We start from the raw sequence: 20,085 nt of genomic DNA, 5'->3' as shown, positions 1-20,085 counted from the left end.
CCTGCAGTCGAGCGGCGTCCCCCGACTAGGATCCGGGGCCGCTGCGTCCACCATCGGCCGAGGGGGGACGCACCTCGATCGGCTCGAGGCGCCAAACCGCTCCCGCAGCGTCGCCCACCGCATTGGTCAGCAGGTATATCGCGCCACCCGGCCCCTGCTCCACCTCGCGAATGCGTATGTTATCACCGTACACGTCACGGTACATTCGATTCGGCTCGATAGCGGACGCGGCGGGATAGCAGCTGGTGATGCCGGTGGTCGCCGGGCGCAGACGTCGACTCCCTTCCGCGCGCTGCGCCGACTCGATCGGCTTAATTCAACACGGCGTGCAGAATGCCCTTGCCGAGCACTTCGCCGGGATGACCCAGAAACAGGTCGAAGCTGCCCTTGGTCGCATGCGAGACGCGATAGGACTTGCCGCCTTCGGGCACTCGGGCGGGATCCATCTCGAAGAAGACGAAGAAGCCGCGATGGCGCGCCAGATCCGCAGGGCGATTGGCGTCTTCGTCCGCACGGGTGACCACGGACAGGGTGGAGACCACGTCGCCCTTTTCGCCAGCGATGGTAAAGCTGGTTCCGACCAGCGCCTCCCAGCTGTCGACTTCGCTCATGATCAGCGCCGGGCCGGCCGGGACGGGCGCGGGTTCGGACGGAAGAACGACGGTTCCCGCGCTGCTGCCGCCGTCGCAGCCGGTAAGCGCGGCCGCGGCGATGGTGGCGCACCCTCCCACCACGAACTCACGTCGCGATCTTAGAGCGGTCATCGAAATCTCTTCCCCCGAGGAGTCGCCTCACCATAGCGGCCCGACCGCATCCGCCTATCACTCGCGGCGGCGCAACACTATCGGATTTTGCGAGGGATTGCTGGAGTCTGCGTCGTTGGAGTATCGGCGCCGGTGGGTGCCCAGTTCGCGCCTCGAGAGGAATTCGATGCAGCACGCCGCCGAAGATCCCGGAACGCCGGGAACATCCGCCCCGCTCAAGATCGACAGCTTTTCGTCCCGCATCGGGAATCGTTTTGCTGTAACGAGTGCGAACGGCAGCCAGGAACTGCGACTGGCGCGGGCGGAGCCGCTCCCGGGGGCGGTGCGCGAAGGTGGCGGATTCCGGCTCGAATTCCTCGGGGCGCCCGAGCAGTTCCTGCCGCAGGCGGTCTATGCCTTTGCCATCGACGGCGCGACCCACGACATCTTCATTGTACCGCTCGGCCACCATCCGGAGGGGGAAATGCGGTACGAGGCGATCTTCTTCTAGCGCGGCGGCACGGCTCGTTCGGCCGCTCGCGCCAGCGTACGACGCTATGCGCTGCTTGCCGGCGGAGACCATTTCATTAGATCATAGACGCCCTTGTCCTCGACGAGAGTGAACCCGAGCCGCTCGTACAGTGCGCGCGCAGGGTTCCCCTTTTCGACGTGGATCGATGCGCTTTTTGCGTGCGCTTTCGCCCAGTCCAGCGTGTCGCGCAGGATCGCGGTCCCGATCCCTCCGCCGCGCGCTGCCGGCATCAGCGAAATGTCGATGATCCTGAACTGATCGCGCCATTCCTCGATGTACAGCCGGCCCACCGGTGTGCCGGCGCGCTCGACGACCAGCCACTCCGCATCGGGATAGTGGCGCTGATAATGGAGATGCTGGGCGCGGTGCTGCTGCATCAGAAACTCGCGGCGCTGTGCTTCGGGCCAGCCGCTGAAGGCAAGCTCCTCCGCGCGCGTCGACAGGTACAGCGCCTCGGTGAACCCATAATCTTCGGAGGCGAGGGGCCGATACGAGAGATCGAGGTGCGCGGCGTGGCGAAGGGGCGGCGGCATCGGCGCGGGACAGCTATCCGCTTCAGGGGCGAGGCGGGAATACACCCGTCAGCGCAATGCAGAAGTAGAAGGTGAGATAGGGCTGCATGTTGTTGTGCGGAGCGGAGCCGCCGGTCGTGGCGAGAGCGGACGGCGACATCGTCGTGAGGTTGCTGGCCGTGTTGGTTTGATAGGGAGTGCCGCCCACCGCGGTCGCGAGCGTCGTATTCGGCGTGAGCGTCCCTTGGGTCCCGTTCTCCACCGTCGCCGACAAGCGGTGGTTGTGCCTGGGGATTTCGCTTTCGAGCAGCGTCACGGTTTCGACGCCCGAGGCCTCGCCAAGATCGTGGAGCGAGAGGCCCGGCCCCTGACCTGGCTGCATCGGCGCCCGGCCCTGCAGATCGGGAAGGGCGAAGTTGCTCTTGCCGTTCCCGCCATAGGTAGTTCCCAGCAGCGAGAAGAGCGCGGTATTCTGGGCAATCGGCAATAGCTGCCCATCGCACCAAGCCCAGAACTTGGGTGCGAAGTTGAACGGAAAAATCCGGATCTCGGCGACAAAGGGATCGGCCACGGACGACTCCTAGGTAGGGCTGGGGAATAATCCGAACAGCGAAATGATGAAGTTGATGCAGAGATAGGGCTGCATGTTCGTGTGCGGCTGGCTGCCACCGGTGGCGCCGATGCTCGTTGCCGCCAGCAAAGTGTCCGGCGTTTCGCTCGCATAGGGCCGCACGAGCGTGGAACTCGCCAGATAGTTGTTGAGCGGACTGCTCTGCGATCCGTTGCCGCTGGATCCGACCAGGTTATGGGTATGCATCGGGATCTGGCTCGCCGTCAGCGTTACTTCCTCCGCCCCGCCGGTTTCTGCGAGGATGAAGCCGTCGCCCATGTGGATCGGCACCCGCCCGCGCAGGTCGGGCAGCTGGAAGGTGGATTGGCCGTCGCCGCCATAGGTGGTTCCGATCAGCTGAAAGAGCGTCTCGTTCTCCGAAATCGGGATCAGTTGCCCCTCGCAGAGCATCCAGCCGGCCGGCGCGAAGTTGCCCGCGAACATCCGGATCTCGCCGAGATAGGGTTGTGCCATGGAACGTCCTCAGGTGGGCGAAGGGAAAATGCCCTGAAGGGCGATGCAGAAATTCGTGGTCAGAAACGGCTGCATGTTCAGGTGCGTCTGCGTCTGGCCTACGAAGCTCACCGTCTCCGCATGCATCGTGACAGCGCCTGTCGTTACCCCCGGCGCGTACAGATTGCCCGGTTCCGCCGCGAGAACATGTTCTGCGGGCCCGAATGCCGGATATTGCGAATCCCCGGTTGCCGCCGAGGCATGCAGACTATGCGTATGCTGGGGCATTTCGCTGAACGATATCCTATGCGCCTGCTCCCCGCCGCGTTCTCCCAGGATGTGGCCGGTGCCGACGTGAATGGGCACCCGCCCACGCAGGTCGGGCAGCGCGAAATTGACTCGGCCGTCGCCGCCAAAGGTGGTGCCGAGCAGCGAGAAAAGCGCCTGGTTCTGGTTGATCGGCAGAAGCTGGCCGTTGCACAGCGCCCAGCCCTTGGGCGCGAAGTTGAACGAAAACAGCCGAATTTCCGACAGAAACGGTTCCGCCAAGCCGCTTACTCCCCCAGTGTTACCGCCGACTAGCCTAATGCGCGGGAGTGATCCAGCGTCTTTGGCGCCGACGAGCCGCGAACGGGGCGGGTGAATGCGTCCTGTCGCGTCCCGCCGCCTGACAATCTCCGGCGATGGCCGTCAAGAAGCGGATTGTCCGTTTACGCCGATCCAAGTATCGCCATATCACTTCCGTCGTGCCCGCACAGAAACTTAGGGCCATCGACGCGGAATAGAGGGGGCTCTTCTGTGAATACTCTGCATCGTGCTCGCTTGCTGCTGTCGACGGGTCTTACCGGCGCTGCGCTCGCGCTGGCCCCCAGCGTTCGCGCGCAGGATGCGCAGCCGGTGTGGCAGCCGCAGGCCGATGCGGAGGCGCGGGCAGGCGAGCCCGGTGCCGAGGTCGCATTCGAATTGCTGGCGCCGTTGGCGCAGAACGAGGCCAATCTGCTCTTCGTCGCGGGACGGATCGCCTATGACGAGCTGTACGATCGCAGCGGCTCGGTGACCTTCGGTGGCCGCGGGCGGGTGGGCGACGACCTTGCGATCGGCGTCAACGTCGGCGCCGACTTCTATCGGTCGAACCTCACGTCGAATGCGCAGACCGCCGTCTCGTTCGGCCTCGAAGGCTTCACGTCGGTGTTCGACGTGCACGTGAACTATCGCCTTCCGACGACCGACCGACGGACGATTCTGTTCGCGGACCCCGATCTGGCCCCCGACGGTGTTCTCACAGTCGAAGACAACCGGCTGATCGAACGTCGCACCGGCTTCCGGCTCGAGGAAGTGCCGCTGCACGGGGTGAACGGCGAGATCGGCGCGCGTGCTCCGCTGACCCGCAATCTGAGCGTGCGCGCCGCGGCAGGCGCTTTCGACTATCGCGATCGCTGGGCGGACGAATCGTTCCACGGCTTCCGCGGTTCGCTCGAGCTCTATATCGAGGATCCGCTCGGCGCCGGCAGCCGGTTCCGGCTGGGCGCGCAGATCGAGGACGACAATCGCTTCGGCACGCACGCCAGCGCGACGGTTCGGCTGACGATCCCGCTGGGTTCGTCGAGCGGTGGAAGGCGCCAGGCGCAGACCCGGCTCGAGCGCCAGATGGGGGAGCGGGTCCGCCGCGACTATGTGGCGGCAGTCGGCACGCGCGCTTCCGATCTCTCCAGCACGACCCTGGCGATCGACGCGCGCACCGGGGCTGAGTTCGGCGGCATCTATTACACCAGCGGCGCGGCGACCGCGGCCGGCGCAGGGACGAACGTGAGTCCGACCACGATCGAGGACGCGGTCAGTCGCGCGGGTGTGAACGGCGTCGTCGTCGCGCTTGGCGAGGGCGGACCGATCGCGACCGGCGGCGTGACGCTGGCGACCGACCAGTATCTTGTCGGCGGGGCGGGTTCGGTGATGGTCCGCCGCGCCAATGGCGCGGTGACGCCATTCTCGTTCGGAGGCACCAACGGGTCGATCGTGGGCACCAACGCTGCCGGCGCGGCGGTGACGCTCGGGCAGGGATCCGTCGTGCGTGACGTCACCATTTCCGGCAGCGGTGCCGGCGTCGTGGCGAGCGGAGTCGGGGCCTTCGCGCTGGAGCGAGTCTTCATCCAGAATACCGGCGGTGTCGGCCTCACCCTCGCCAACACGCTCGGTCCGGTGGTGCTCGACGGGCTGACCGTTCGGGGCGCGGCTGGCGCGGGTGTTCTGGTGCGCGGCGGCAGCAGCGTCACGCTGCGCGACAGTGCGATCGCAGGCGGTGCCGGCGCCATCGACATCGACGATGGCGGCGCGGCGCTCACGGTGGCGCTTTCCAATCTCGCCCTTTCCGCAACCGGTGGCACGGTGCTCGACATCGACGGCTCGGGCGCCGGGTCGGTCACGGTCGCTGGGCTCGCGGGGCTGACGATCGCGGGCGGCAACGGCGAAAGCGGCGGATTTGCTGCGCGGTCAGTGCGCTTCGACGCCGATGCGACCGCGGCGGGCAACCAGCTCGTGGACGCGGGCCGCATGCAGATCGGCGCCGCGGATGCGCGCGTGAACGGAGCGGGGGTGAGCCTGGCCGAGGTCGAGGGAGTATTGAGCTTCTCTGACCTCGACATCGCGAACGGCACCGGGACCGGGCTGCTGGTGCGCAACACCAAAGCGGGCAGCTTCACGCTCGCCACCGGCGACGGCAGCGTCGACACGGCGGCGGGTACCGCACTCGATCTCGATCCGCTCCTTCTCGACCTGCGCTTCACTGCCGTGCAGTCGGCCGGCGCGGCGGGTGCGGGCGTGGTGCTGGACGATGTGACGGGCGCGGGAGCGGGCGGGAACACTCTGGCGATCGGGACGCTCACGATCACCGGTGCCGGTCAGCAGGGCCTCCTCGTGACTGGCGGTTCGACCGGTTTCGTCACCATTGGCGGCGGCTCGATCTCCGGAAGCGGCGGCGCTGGCGTTCAGATCGGCGAAGCGGGCGTCGCGGGCAGCGGCGGCACGATCGGGCTTAACTTCGGCGGAACGATCAGTGGCAGCGGCACTGGCCCGCTTGTCCATGTTTCCAACACCGGCGGCGCGATCAACTTCACGGGTGCGATCACCGGAACCGGCCCGGTCGTGATCGAGGACACGCTGGCAGGATCGACGGTCACTCTCTCCGGCCCGATCACGCTCACTGGAACGAGCGCTGGCACGCCCGCGATATCGTTGAACAATCTGATGGGTAGCGTCGGCTTCTCCGGACCGATCACCATCAGCAATCCGATGGGCGATGCGATCCGCATCGGCAGTGTCGCCGGAGGGGCAAGCTTCGGCAATGTGACGATTACCGGCCTGGGAAGCGGCACCGGGCTCGATCTCACCGGCACCCAGGGCAATGTCAGCTTTGGCACGCTGCAGATCTCAGGCACGTCGATCGCGGGCTCGACCGGCATCGATCTGACCGGGACGACCAACAGTGGCGCGATCGTCATCTCGGGACCGAGCGCGATCTCCGGCGTCGACGTTGGTGTCGACCTCACCAACGCATCGGCGACCGGCTCCTTCCGGTTCGGCGACGGCAATGCCAGCAACGGCACGGGCAGCAGCATCACAGCGAATACGGTGATCGTGATCGCCGGCATGAACACCGGCACGGGGATCTACGACTTCTCCGATGCGACGCTGAACGGCGACACGAGCAACCTCTCAGGCGGCAGCTTCACGACCTATTATGTGATGGCCGGAGCGACCGGAAGCGGCATCGGCAGCAACGATCCTGGCAGCCTTGCGGGGGCGCTCGCCTCCGGCGCCCAGTATATCGTGCTACTCAACAATCCCGATGGCGGGCAGGACGTGATCGACGCGATCACGACGGGCGGCACCTTCACCCTCGGATCCGGTCAGGCGCTGCTCAGCTTCCGCGACACCGATTCCTTCTCGGTGCGAGGCGCGGCGGCTCCCCAGAATCTGATCGTCACCGGAGTCAGTTCCGGCGTGATCACCAATCCGTTCGCCGGTTCCGGCGCGGCGCTTCTCACCAGTTCGGCTGTGGGCGGGGCCACGCTCACGCTCGGCAACGACAGCCGGGTGGACGGCGTCCAGATCGGCCACACCGGCGGCGGCGTCGGAATTCTCGGGCAGGGACTGACCAGCGCGACGATCCTCAACTCGACGGTGTCGGGCAGCGGTGGCGCGATTGCCGTCACCGCCGGCGGAGCGACTTCGTCGCTGACGCTGGGCAACCTCGACCTTTCGGCGAGCGGTGGCACGGTCCTGTCGCTCAGCGGCGCAGGTGCCGGCACGCTCAGCGTCTCCGCCTCTGACGTGAGCATAGCGGCGACCGGCGGCGCAGCGGGTCTCTCGCTCGACACGGTCGCAAGCAGCGGAATCGCGATCAACGCGATCACAACCGGCGCGTCGGCGACCACCGCGGTGTCGATTGCTGGAGTGACCGGCGCATCGGTCTCGCTCGGCACCGTCACCATCGGCGGAACCGCGACCGGCGCAGGGCTGAGCATTGCGGGCAGCAGCGCGGGCATCTCCGCAGGCGCCGTGAACGTCATGGGCAGCGCGGGCGATGCCGTGTGGTTGAGCGGCAACAGCGGCCCGATCGCCCTTGGCTCGCTCAGCATCCTGAGCGCGGGCGGGGCGGGCCTGCGCATCGCGGGCGCTGGAGGTGATGTTTCCATTTCGAGCGGTTCGATCGGCGGTTCCGCGGGTGCGGGGCTTTCGATTCAGGGGGTCAACACCGGCGCCACGCTCTCGCTCGGCAGCCTTGCGCTGACCGGCAATGCGACCGGTGCACTGCTCGCTGATATCGTCGGCTCGGTCCGCTTCGGCGGCGCGGTGACGATCGCGAATTCCGTTGGCTCCGGGCTGGCGTTCGGCGCGGGCAACTCGGGTACGACCAGCTTCGGTGCGGTCAGCATCAACGGGTCGGGAACGGCGGGAATTTCGTTGGCCGGCGGGAGCACGGGCAACCTGTCTTTCGGCGACGTTTCGATCAGCGGCATTGGTGCCGGCGGCACGGGTGTCGATGCGCGGGGAGCGGGTGGCGCAATCGCGTTCGGAACGCTGAACATCAGCGGCAGCTCCGCCAGCGGGACGCGCGGCATCGATCTCACCGGCGCGAGTTTTGCGGGCAGCCTGACGGTCGCGCAAGGCGGTACGATCACCGGGGTCGGCACGGGCGTGGACCTGACCAACGCAGCGATCACCGGCAGCTTCCGCTACGGCGACGGATCGAGCAGCGATGCCGATGGCGCCGCTTCGACAATCAATGCCGTCACTCCGATCGCGGCCGCCGGGCTGAACGCCGGCGTTGGCCGGTACGACTTCGCCGACGTGGCGCTGGTCGGCGATACCAGTGCGCTGGCGACCGGCGCGCGCCTGTTCTTCGTTGAGGCAGGCCGTACCGGCTCGGGTACCCAGGCCGATCCGGGTAGCCTGGCGGCCGCGCTCGCCGCCAATGCGCAGGTCGTCGTGCTTCTGAACAACCCGACCGGGGGGCAGGATCAGCTCAGTGTATCGGGAGTCGGTTCGTTCGACCTTCTTGCGGGTCAGCGCCTAATCAGCTTCCTTAATGGTGACACGCAGGCGGTGGGGGGCAGTGCGCCCGCCAATCTCGTGCTGCATGGGGTCACGCCTGGCCTCGTCACCAATCCCTATGCCGGATCGGGCGCGCCGCTGCTCACTTCGACGGGCGCGGTGACGGTCCGGTTGGCGAACAACAACGTACTCGATGGTCTGCTGATCGGAGGTGCCGGGATCGGCATCGACGGTGCGGGCGTGTCGAACGTCAGCATCGCCAATTCGCAGATCTCGGGCGCGCTCGGCGCGGTGCGCCTCACCGGCGGGGGCGCAGCGGCGTCGGCCACTCTGCGAAACCTTGCGCTGACCTCGAGCGGCGGCACGGTGCTGTCGCTCTCCGGTGCGGGCGGCGGATCGCTCGGGCTCCAGGGTTCGGGGATCGTGCTGACGGCAACCGGCGCCGCGCGCGCGCTGGCGATCGACACCGTCATGCTCAACGGGGCGCTTTCCTTCGGCGCGGTCTCGACGGCTACCGCCGCGGGCGACGCAGTGTCGCTGAGCGGCATCGGCGGCAGCGGTGTGCTCGGCTTCACCGGTATCACCGTGGGCGGCACCAGCGCCGGCTCGGGCATCACGCTCGCCGGCAACAGCGCGGTAATCGATCTGGGTACCGTCACCATCAGCGGTGCCGCCGCGGACGGCCTTCAGATCCTCGGCAACGCGGGCGACGTGACGGTCGGCGGAATGACGATCGCCGGGGTGGGGGGATCGGGTGTGCGCGTGGAGGGGCTGCAGGGCGCCTTCAAGGCCGCGGGAGCAACGGTTTCGAGCGCCGGCACGGCCGGCATCCTATTGTCCGACATCGACGGATCGGCGACCTTCACTGGTCCCGTCTCGATCGCGGCCCCGGGAAGCGCGGGGATTCGGATCGGCGCGGGCAGCAGCGGCACGATCGACTTCGCCGAAACCGACATCACGGCGCTAGGCGCGAACGCCACCGGCCTGGATGCACGTTCGGCGTCAGGAACGGTGCGCTTCGCCACGCTTGACATCGCGGCCGCTTCCACGAGCGGGACGCGGGGCATCGACCTGACCGGCGCCACCTATGGCGGCACCGTGGCAGTGACCCAGGGCGGTACGATCACCGGCGTCGGCACGGGCGTGGACCTGACCAACGCGGCGATCACCGGCAGCTTCCGCTACGGCGACGGATCGAGCAGCGATGCCGATGGCGCCGCCTCGACGATCAGCGCGATCACGCCGCTTGCGATCGCCGGCCTGAGCGGCAGCACCGGCGGGTACGATTTCAGCGACGTGAATCTCGTCGGCGACACGAGCGGCCTTGCCGGCTCCGCCTCGCTCTACTGGGTACGTGCCGGCGCAAGCGGCGCGGGGACCCGATCCGATCCGGGTAGCCTGGCAGGAGCAGCAGCCGCCGGAGCCGACATCATCCTGCTGCTCAACGATCCGGCGGGCGGTAACGATATCCTCGACGCGAACGATCTGGTCTTCGGAACCGGCGGCACCTTCACGCTCGGCAGCGGCCAGCAACTGCTGGGGTTCCTCAACGGCGATTCGCTGGCAGTGCCCGGCGGGGCTCCGGCGAACGTGCTGCTCTACAACGTGGCGACCGGGATCATCACCAATCCCTTCGCCGGATCGGGCGCGCCGACGCTGACCACCAGCGCGGGTGGGAACGCGGCTACGCTGGTCGTCACCGGCAACAACCTGATCGATGGCGTGCGGATCGCGAACGGCGGCACCGGCGTCGGCGTGTTCGGATCGGGCGCTGCCAACATCATCATCCGCAACAGCATTCTCTCCGGCGCGAACGGCGCGCTTCAGCTGCTGGCGGGCGGCGGTTCGGCGAGCGCGGCCCTGGCCAATCTCCAGTTGCGCGCATCGGGCGGGACGCCGCTGCTCGTGTCGGGCGTCGGCGGCAGCTTCGCACTGACTCAATTCTCGAACATCGCCATCGACGGCGGCTACGGCGAGACCGCGGGCGCGCGGCTCGCTTCCGTGCTGTTCGACGCAGATCTTGCGACGGCCGGATTCCAGGCGGTCGATTCCTCGCTGCGGATCGGGAGCGCGGGCGGGCGAGTGACGGGCAGCGCTCTTGATCTTGACGGCGCGACCGGCTCGTTGAACTTCACGAACCTCTCGATTTTCAACAGCGGCGGCACCGCGCTCCGGGCATATGCGCCGACGCTGAATCTGGCGAGCGCGGCAGGAACGATCGACGTGTCGAACGGCACCGCGATCGACATCGCGGATACGCGCCTGGACCTGACTCTCGACTCGGTCATCCGTTCGGGTGCCGGAGGCGGCGTAAGCGTCACGAACGGCGTGGGGATCGGCGCCGGCGGGCGTGCGATGAACATCGGCACGCTATCGGCAAGCGGCGGAACCTTCGGAATAGCCATCACCGGTGCAAGCGCGGGGAGCTTCGCTTTCGGCGCGGGATCGACGATCAGCGGCACCAGCGCCTCGGCCATCGCCCTCGGCGGAGCCGCTGACCTGAACTATGGCGGCAGTGTCGTCCAGACAGCGCCTGCTGCGCTGCTCGACGTGGTCGGCCACACCGGCACACTGACCTTCGCCGCAGGCAGCAGCCTGTCGGCGACGGGCGGGGGTGGCCTCTCCTTCGCCGATGCCGACGGCACCTATAGTTTCGCAGGCACCACCGTGCTCTCGGGCGGCGGCGGCATAGCGATCGCGGGCGGCTCGGCCGGCAGCTTCACCTTCGGCAACGCAAGCATCAGTGACGCCGCCGCGGCTGCGGTCGAAGTGCGGAATTCGACTGCCAGCCTCAGCTACGCCGGCACGATCGGCCAGGCTGGCGGTGCGGCGATCGACGTCTCGGCGCATGCGACCGGTACGCTCGATTTCTCGGGCGCGACGCTTACGGCGACCGGCGGCAGCGGCCTGGCGTTCAGCGATGCCGACGGAAGCTACACGTTCGGTACGACCGCGCTCTCCGGCGGCGCGCGCATCGCGATCACCGGAGGCTCGGGCGGCAGCTTTACCTTTGGCAGCGCGAGCATCAGCGGCGCGTCGGGCGCCGCGCTCGACGTTCAGAATTCGACGGCCAACGTCAGCTACACCGGCACGATCAGCCAAGCGACCGGCGCGGCGATCGCCGTTTCGAAGCATGCGACGGGCACGCTCGACCTGTCGGGCGCCGCGATCACGGCGACCGGCGGCAGCGGTCTGACGTTCGATAATGCCGATGGTGCCTACCGCTTCGGGAGTGTGGCGCTTTCGGGCGGCGCGCGGATCGCGATCGTCAACGGCGCGTCCGGCGGTTTCACCTTCGGCGACGTCGATGTGACCGGTCTTGGCGCGAGCGCGACAGCGGTCGACCTGACCGGCGTCGGCGGCAGCGTCAGTTTCGAGACGCTGGATATCACCGGCACTTCGATCACCGGCTCGCGCGGAATCGACCTGACCGGCAATTCGACGAGCGGCAACATTGTCGTGCTGCAGGGCGGAACGATCACCGGGGTCGGCATCGGCATCGATCTCACCAATGCCGCGATCGCAGGAAACTTCCGCTATGGCGACGGATCGAACACCGACGCCGATGGAGCGGCTTCGACGATCAGCGGGGTGACTCCGCTCGTGATCGCCGGGCTGGACGGCGGTCGGGGCAGCTATGATTTCGCCGACGTGAATCTGGTTGGCGACACCACCGGATTTTCGGTGAGGGCCTATTTCGTTCAGCAGGGTGCGAACGGAAGCGGCGCGCGCAGCGATCCGGGATCGCTGGCCGGGGCGATGGCCTCCAATGCGACCTATATCGTCCTGCTCAACGATCCCACCGGCGGCGCCGATATTCTGGACGTCACGGGTGCGGGCGGATCGCTGATCCTCGACGGCGGCCAATTCCTCTACAGCTTCCGCGACACCGACAGCTTCAACGTCGGCGGCGGCGCGCCGGCCAATGTGACGCTGTACAACGTTCAGACCGGGGTCCTCTCCAACCCGTTCGCCGGCTCGGGCGCGCCGACGCTGACGGGCAGCGGCGCTTCGCCGACCGTCACGCTGGGCGGCTCGAACATTCTCGACGGACTGGTGATCACCAACTCGGGGACGGGTGCGGGTGTGTGGGGCAACGCGATCGGCGGCGCCAGCATCATCCGCAACAGCACGATCAGCGGAGGTGCGGCGGGCGCGATCAACGTCCAGAGCGGCGCCGCCAACACGGTGCTGGCCCTGAGCAATCTCACGCTCGCTGCGGCCGGCGGCAACATCCTCAACCTGGTCGGTGGAGGCGCGGGGTCGCTCACTCTGTCGGCATTCGCAAACATGACCGGGACTCACAGCAGCGAGACGGGCGGGTTCGTACTCAGCGGCGTGCGCTTCGATGCCGATCCCACGATCGCACCCGGGCTGCAGCCCGTCTCTGCCGGCGCTTTGAATCTGGGCACCAGCGCAGCGCGGATCACCGGTGTGGGGCTCAGCCTGTCCGATGTCACGGGTACGTTGAACTTCACCGATCTGAACATCGCCAACGACAGCGGCACCGGCCTGCTGGTGGCGAATGCGAAGGCGAACAACTTCCTGCTCGGCACCACCGGCGGCACGGTCGACACGACCGGCGGTACGGCAATCGATCTCGACCCGCTCGCGATCGCCATGACGCTCGACAGCGTGCGTGCCTCGGGTGGGGCGTTCGGGATTCTGCTCGACCAGGTCGAGGGGCGTTTCACCGTCACCGGAGCCGTGGAGGCCAGCGCGACGAGCACCGCGGCGATCGCGATCCGCAACAACAGCGCTCAGACCGACCCGCTCGACGTGATGTTCCAGGGCGCGGTCACCGTAGCGAACACCGGTGGCGCCGGCGTGATGCTCACCAACAATGGCGGTGCGGCGGTGAGCTTCCTTGGCGGGCTGGACATCGCCACCACCAGCGGCGCAGGCTTATCTGCAAGCGGTGGCGGTACGCTGGTGATCGCCAAACCGACGGTTGGCGCGAACCGCATCGTCACCGGTGCGGGGCAGGCGCTGTCGCTTGACGGAATGACGATCGGCGCCGCGGGCGCGGCATTCGATTCGATCGCGACGACTTCCTCGACCAACGCCGCAATGACGCTGCAAGCGCTGTCGCTCGCCGGTTCGCTGAACATCGCCGACCTCGCTGCGTCGGGCGGGGGCGGGGGCGCGGCCTTCGCAAATCTGTCCGGTGCCGGCTCGGTAAATCTCACCGGCAGGATCGATATCGACGGCGGCACCGGCTTCGAATTCGGTGGAACGCTCGGGACGATCAACATCGCCGACACGGCAGGCTCGGTCCTGACGATCGACGGCGCAGGAGTCGGTCTGGCTTTCAACGGTGTCGGCAGCGGAACGGTCGCCATCGGTGGCGGGGGCGGCAGCGCGGCCATCGCCGGATCGACGGTGAGCTCGGTGCTCGTGAACGGCGCCTCGGGCGGTGCGCTGAGCTATGCGGGATCGATCATCACAGCCGCGAGCCCGGTGCTCGCCGTTACGAACAGCGCGGCCACGATCACGCTGTCCGGCGCAATCACGTCGACCACCAGCGGGGGGGCGTTCACGTTCGACAACGCCGATGGGTCGTACACGATTTCCGGTGCGGTCGACCACTCCGGTGGCACCGGAATCTCGGTGAACGGCACGAGCAGCGGAACGCTGACCTTCTCCGGCGGATCGAAGCGATTCAACACCGGGGCCGCGAACACCGTCGTCATGAACGGCACCGGGACACTTGCCTTCACGGGCGGCGGTCTCGACATCGAAACGACGAGCGGATCCGGCATCGTCGGGAACGGCACCGGCATCCTTGTCACCGCCGGAAGCGGCAACAGGATCGTCAGCGGAACCGGTGCGGCGATGCTGCTCGACGGCACCACGATCGGGGCTGGCGGCCTCAACTTCTCCACCATCAGCGTCACCGGCGCAGTAACCGGTCTGCGCTTCGCCTCGCTGCTGTCGACCGGCGGCGGAACGATCGATCTCGGCACCGTGACGCTTCAGGGGATCACTTCGCGCGGCATCGACGTCGAGGGCGGCCTTGGCGCTGCGCTCAACATCGCCGATTTCGACGTTGCGCTCGGCGACGGTAGCGCGACGGCATTCGATCTGAATGGCGCGGCGCTGGCAGCGGCGATCAGCGTCGGCGATTTCGACGTGACGAACGCCGGGGCGCCCGGCACCAGCATCGGCGTCGATCTGCGCGGAACCACGGGCGGGCAAAGCGTGCGGCTCGGCACCTCCGCCGTCGCCGGAGCGTCGCCATCGATCAGCGGCGTCAACACCGGCGTCTTCCTTGATGCGGGCAGCAACGCCAACTTCGTCTATGGGGATGGCGAGGCCGCCACCGATGGCGGAGCGATCATCTCCGCGCCGGTTGGTATCGATGCCAGTGCCGCTCCGCTGGCCGGCACCTACGACTTCCAGGACGTTGTGTTCACCGCCAGCCCGGGCCGCGGCTTCGGTATCGGGCGGACTGTGTTCATCGATTCCGACGGCGCGGTCGGTGGCGGTAACGGCTCGGGCGCCGACGCCGCAAATCCGATGACACTCGCCGCAGCCGAGCTGGCACAGCTGGCCGGGGACACCTTCCTCCTCGTCAACAACGGGAGCGCGATCAGCGCTGCGGGCAGCAACGGCGACAACAGCTTCGCGCTTCTGGCCGGTTCGAGCATCCGTGGCTTCGGCGGAGGCGCGATCTCGCTGAACCTCACGATCCCGTCGACGATCCGGCTCGCCAGCACATCGCTGACGATCGCCGATCCGGGCGGCGGCGCGGCCACGCTCACCAGCGGAGCGGGTGCGAGCGTGGTGACGCTGGGCAGCGGCGGCAACAGCCTCGTCGGGTTCAACCTCGCAGGCAACAACAGCGTCGCGAACGGCGTCGTCTCGGGCGTTGTGGGCGCATCGAACATGGTCCTTCGCGACCTGACGATGCAGGGCTTTGCCGGTTCGGCGATCAGCCTGACGAACGCGCCGGGCGTGCTGATCGAGAATCTGGTCTTCAGCGGCAATGCCACCGATCTGACCCTCGTCGGCGGCACGAACGCCACCCTTCGGAGCCTGACCAGCAGCGGCGCGACGACCGCGCTCCTGCTCAATGGCGTCTCGGGAACGACGACGCTGGCCGACATCGGCATCAGTGGAGCGGCGACGGGCCTTTCCGCTGTCGCCGCTGGCGGAACGATCGTCGCGACGAACGTCGACATCAGCGGCAGCGCGAACGCCGGACTTGCCATCAACGGCGGCACGGCCAGCTTCACCTTCGACGCGGCCAGCTCGCTGACACAGAACGTCGGCGGTTTTGCCGTGGACGTGACGGGCAACCACACCAGCGGCAGCCTGCTCTTTGGCGGCACGATTTCCGCAACCTCCGGCAGCGGCCTGCGCTTCAGCAATGCCGACGGCACCTACGGCTTCACCGGCGTCAGCACGCTGAACGGCGGCGACGCGGGGATCGACATCCTCTCCGGCTCGGACGGAAGCTTCACCTTCGGCACGGGAACGTCGATCACAGCGCCGAGCGGCAACGGGCTTCATCTCGCCGACAGCAACGCCAACCTTACCTTCAGCGGGTCGATCACCAATGCCGGCGGCAACGCCGTGTACATCGACAATCACGACGCCGGGAACGTCCTGTTCCAGACCGGCAGCATCACCGCGACCAACGGGCTCAACGGCGGCATCGTGATCTCCAACAGCCATGGTGGCGAAGTGCGCTTCACCGGTGCCGTTTCGCTCAGCACCGGAACGGCGGCTGCGCTGTCGCTGATCGACAACAGCGGCTCCTCGGTCGTGTTCGATACCGGCGCGGCGGGACTCGAGCTTGGCACCACCAGCGGTGTCGGACTGAACATCAGCGGAGGCGGAACGGTCAGCATCCTGGGTGCGAACAACCGCATCATGACCGGCAGCGGCACCGTGATCGCCGTGAACAACGCCACGGCCGACAATGCGGTACTCGACCTCAGCCTAGCGATCGCGGGGAATGTTTCGGGGACGAACGGCATCCAGGTCGTTCGCAGCTCGACGGGCGCGATCACCGGATCGATCGCAGTGAGCAGCGGCGCGATTACGGCCACCAGCCGCGGTGTGCTGCTGGACGGCGACTCGCTGAACTTCACCTATGGCGGCTCGATCGCGACGAGCGGAGCGACGGCACGTTCGGTCGAGGCGATCCGGCGGACCGGCGGCACCGCCACCCTGTCCGGAAACATCTCCGACACGAGCCAGGGCATCAGCGTCACCGACAACAGCGGTGGCACGGTCGCTTTCACCGGGCAGAGCATCGGCCTGAGCACCGGGGCGAACGCCGCGGTGACACTGGCCCGCAACACCGGCTCGACCATCCGGTTCGCGCCGCTTGGCGGTGGCACGGGTCTCGACATCTTCACCACGAGCGGCACCGGCTTCAGCGCCTCTGGTGGCGGGACGATCATCGTCACCGGCAGCGACAACAGCATCCAGACCGGCACCGGGGGGATCGTCGATCTCGACACGGTGGCCGCCGGAACCGGCGGCATCAACTTCGCCACGCTTGCGAGCACCGGCACGGTCGGTTCGGCGGCGCTGCGATTCAACAACTTCGGCGGCACCAGCTTCGCGGTGACCGGTTCGACCAGCGTTGCGGGCACCAGCGCCGCCAATGACGGCATCTCCGTCGCCGGAGCAACCGACGCGAACCTCAGCTTCGGCTCCTACACCGCAGGCGGCATCGGCGGAGACGCCATCGATATCGCCGGCGCGGGAACGGGCACGATCGCCTTCGACTCGGTCGCGATCAGCGCTGCCGGCGGCAGCGGTGTCCGGATGGCCGGCGCGGCCAACGGCCTCTCGATCACCAGCGGATCGATCGGCGGTGCGGTCGGCGACCTCGTGTCGATCTCGGGAGGCACCGGTGCGGTCACGATCGGCGCGGCGCTCAGCAAGAGCAACGCCGGCAACGTCGTTGCGGTGAACGGCCGTACCGCAGGCGTCGTCACGTTCGCCGGGAACGTCGCTGCGAACGGCGCGAGCGGCGGGATCGTGATCGGCAACAGCGCGGGGACGGTCAACTTCACCGGCCAGACGATCGCTCTGAACACCGGCGGGAACGCTGCGGTTACGCTGACCAACAACACCGGCGCGATCAACTTCGCCCCGGCAGGCGGCGGCGGCGGCCTCTCGATCACGACCACCAGCGGCACCGGGATCGTTGCGACCATTGGCGGCACGTTGACGGTGCAGGGGACCGGCAACAGCATCGCCACGGCGACCGGCCGCATCCTTGATATCACCGGTCTCAGTGCAGGCGCCGCGGACATCACCTTCGCCACGCTATCGAGCAGCGGTGCGACCAACGGAACCGCGATCAACCTGACCAACCTCGACGGTGACACGTTCCGGGTGACCGGCGCGACCACGATCGCCGGCACCACCGGCGCGACTGCCGACGGCATCTTCATCGGCGGCAATTCGGCGGCGACAATCGCTTTCGGCGCCACCACGATCGCCAATACCGGCAACGATGGCATCGAAGTGAACGGGACCGGCAACGGCGCCGTGACCTTCGGCAGCGCCACGATCAACAACACCGCCGCGCACGGGGTGAACCTCGTCTCGTCGGGGAACAGCGTCTCGATCAACGGCGGCGCGATCGGCGGCGTCAACGATACGACCCTCAATGGCGTGAACATCAGCGGCGGCACCGGGGTGGTCGATATCGCCGCCAGCATCACCAAGGACAGCGGCGGCTGGCTGGTCCAGAGCAATGGGCACAGCGGCGGCGATGTTACGTTCAGCGGCAATCTGACGCGACTTGTCGGTGCCTCCGGCGGAGGCATCTACCTCCTCAACAACGGCGGCGGCACATTCACCTTCTCCGGCGCGAGCAAGGCGATCAACACCGGCAACCAGAACAATGCGGTGCTGCTGACCACCAACGCCGGCACGGTGATGCGCTTCATCAACGGCGGGCTGGATATCGACACTACCGCCAGCGCGGGTTTGATCGCCTCGGGAGGCGGAACGCTTGCCATCGAAGGCAGTGGCAACTCGATCACAAGCACCACCGGCCGCGCGCTCGAGGTGTCGAATACGGAAATCGGCGCCGCGGGACTCACCTTCCAGAGCATCTCGTCCAACGGCGCGTCGATCGGGATCTTCCTCAACAACACCGGCACAGCGGGCGGGCTGACCGTCACCGGCACGACCACCTCGGGCTCGGGCGGCACCATCGCGAACAGCACGGGTGACGGCATCGCCCTGCTGGGTACGGCGGCCGTGCGGCTGTCCTATATGAACATCACCGGGAACAACGGGAACGGCATCGGCGGCACGCTCGTCGACGGTTTCCTGATCGACCGGATGTTGATCAGCGGCAACGGCAGCAACGCCGCCGTCGACCATTCGGGCATCAACATCAGCAATCTCAGTGGCAGTGCGTCGAACGGTGCCCGGCCGACCGGCATTCTCAACTCGACGATCCAAAACAATTACGAGTTCGAGGTTCAGATCTCGAACACCGCGGGCACGCTGACCAACTTCCAGGTGATCGACAGCACGCTGAGTGCGGCCGCCGTCACCAACACGCCGCACGGGAATCTCTTCAATTTCCTGGGCAGCGCGTCGGCAACGATGGGACTGACGGTCACGAACACCTCGTTCACCGGGAACTTCAATCCGACCACGCCGCCGGCCACGATTACCGGCACCGGACTGCACATCGATACGACGGGGGTGAGCACGACCGCGATCGTCACGGGGTCGACCTTCACCAACAACAATGCCGGCGTCAGCCTTTCCACCGGCCCCGGCTCGTCCAGCCTGACCTATAATCTGGCGGGGAACAGCTTCACCGGCCACCGCTCGCACGCGATCAGCGACTTCCAGAATGGAAACGGGCCGTTCGGCCGCACGGTGAACGGCACGATCGTCAACAACGTCATCGGCGCAGCGGGCGTCGCCGGGTCGGGATCGCTTACCGGGAACGGCATCAGCATTTCCAACGAGGGTGCGGTCAACGCAACCTATCTGATCAGCGGCAACATGATCCGGAATCTGGGGACAGGCTCCGGCGGGACTGCGACCGGCGCTCCGGGCCTCTCGGTCAACGTGGGGCTTTCCGGCGTCCCGACCAGCGGCGGAACGACCAACCTGACGATCGTCAACAACGTGTTTTCCGACATCAACAGCCGCGCGATCGAGATCCAGGACAACCAGGTCTCGGGCGGCGTGTTCCCGACGATCCGCGTCAACATGACCGGCAACGGCTTCGCCAACATCCTTGGCCAGGCTGGCAATGGACAGTTCATGCGCCTGCGGGTGCGGGACGGCCAAATCCAGCTGACTCAGATGCTTGCCACCGGCGCGAACAACGGGTCCGAGCTCGACGATGCGAACGGCTTCAACGATCCCACCAAGATCAACGTGTCCACCGGTGGTTCGGGCGCGATCGCCGGAGGCTTCACCGCTCCGCCGCTGCCGACGACGGTCTCGGCGCTGCCCTGAGTGGGACGGGCACAAAGCCGAAATAATAAGCGTGGTTCGACATTAGGAAGGTGACCGGCAGGCTGAACAGTGCCGTGACGGGCGCGAGATACCGCCCCACCGCGTCTCGGATCACGGCGATCAGCGAGCGCGCCGTCGCGTCGAGCATCCCCGTCGGCTGTTGACGGCTTCATCTTCGATGAAGGCCATCTGAGCAGGCCGAACGAGCGCGAGGACAGGCGT

General features: G+C 67.2%; 7 protein-coding genes. 2 read left to right on the top strand and 5 right to left on the bottom strand.

The features are described from left to right. Nucleotides 1–311: 311 nt before the first annotated feature. Nucleotides 312–764 (bottom strand): DUF6916 family protein, encoded by a 453-nt coding sequence (locus ACQ450_RS03760; RefSeq protein WP_431470560.1) that lies wholly within the window; start codon nucleotides 762–764, stop codon nucleotides 312–314. 166 nt (nucleotides 765–930) lie between these two features. On the opposite strand from ACQ450_RS03760, the gene ACQ450_RS03755 reads away from it, so the two are divergent. After that, nucleotides 931–1,254, top strand: a complete 324-nt coding sequence (locus ACQ450_RS03755) for a DUF6916 family protein (protein ID WP_431470559.1) — start codon at nucleotides 931–933, stop codon at nucleotides 1,252–1,254. A gap of 44 nt (nucleotides 1,255–1,298) precedes the next feature. Here the strand turns inward: ACQ450_RS03755 and ACQ450_RS03750 are convergent, their stop codons facing one another. From ACQ450_RS03750 to ACQ450_RS03735, 4 genes are read right to left on the bottom strand one after another with little or no spacing between them, the layout of a single operon-like run. Beyond that, complete coding sequence (locus tag ACQ450_RS03750) at nucleotides 1,299–1,808, bottom strand: GNAT family N-acetyltransferase (protein ID WP_431470558.1); 510 nt, start codon at nucleotides 1,806–1,808, stop codon at nucleotides 1,299–1,301. Nucleotides 1,809–1,830: 22 nt separating this feature from the next. Beyond that, nucleotides 1,831–2,358 carry a phage tail protein gene (locus tag ACQ450_RS03745; RefSeq protein WP_431470557.1) on the bottom strand — a complete coding sequence of 176 codons (528 nt, stop codon included), beginning with the start codon at nucleotides 2,356–2,358 and terminating at the stop codon, nucleotides 1,831–1,833. A gap of 9 nt (nucleotides 2,359–2,367) precedes the next feature. Further along, nucleotides 2,368–2,871, bottom strand: a complete 504-nt coding sequence (locus ACQ450_RS03740; RefSeq protein WP_431470556.1) for a phage tail protein — start codon at nucleotides 2,869–2,871, stop codon at nucleotides 2,368–2,370. Between the two features lie 9 nt (nucleotides 2,872–2,880). Further along, nucleotides 2,881–3,399: a phage tail protein gene (locus ACQ450_RS03735; protein ID WP_431470555.1), complete on the bottom strand. Its 519-nt coding sequence runs from the start codon at nucleotides 3,397–3,399 to the stop codon at nucleotides 2,881–2,883. A gap of 273 nt (nucleotides 3,400–3,672) precedes the next feature. On the opposite strand from ACQ450_RS03735, the gene ACQ450_RS03730 reads away from it, so the two are divergent. Further along, the gene (locus ACQ450_RS03730) at nucleotides 3,673–19,863 is read left to right on the top strand and encodes a hypothetical protein (RefSeq protein WP_431470554.1); all 16,191 of its coding nucleotides are present in this window, start codon (nucleotides 3,673–3,675) and stop codon (nucleotides 19,861–19,863) included. The last annotated feature ends 222 nt before the right edge of the window (nucleotides 19,864–20,085 follow it).

The organism is Sphingosinithalassobacter sp. LHW66-3 (genome assembly GCF_050703275.1).
Classification (GTDB): Bacteria; Pseudomonadota; Alphaproteobacteria; order Sphingomonadales; family Sphingomonadaceae; genus Sphingomonas.
The sequence above is the reverse complement of the archived record's forward strand: the minus strand, read 5'-3'. Positions and strand labels throughout refer to the sequence as shown.

Bases quoted from the DNA above. Each gene is read 5' to 3' on its own strand.
- ACQ450_RS03750 (WP_431470558.1), bottom strand. From the start codon at position 1,808: ATGCCGCCGCCCCTTCGCCACGCCGCGCACCTCGATCTCTCGTATCGG.
- ACQ450_RS03740 (WP_431470556.1), bottom strand. From the start codon at position 2,871: ATGGCACAACCCTATCTCGGCGAGATCCGGATGTTCGCGGGCAACTTC.
- ACQ450_RS03755 (WP_431470559.1), top strand. From the start codon at position 931: ATGCAGCACGCCGCCGAAGATCCCGGAACGCCGGGAACATCCGCCCCG.
- ACQ450_RS03760 (WP_431470560.1), bottom strand. From the start codon at position 764: ATGACCGCTCTAAGATCGCGACGTGAGTTCGTGGTGGGAGGGTGCGCC.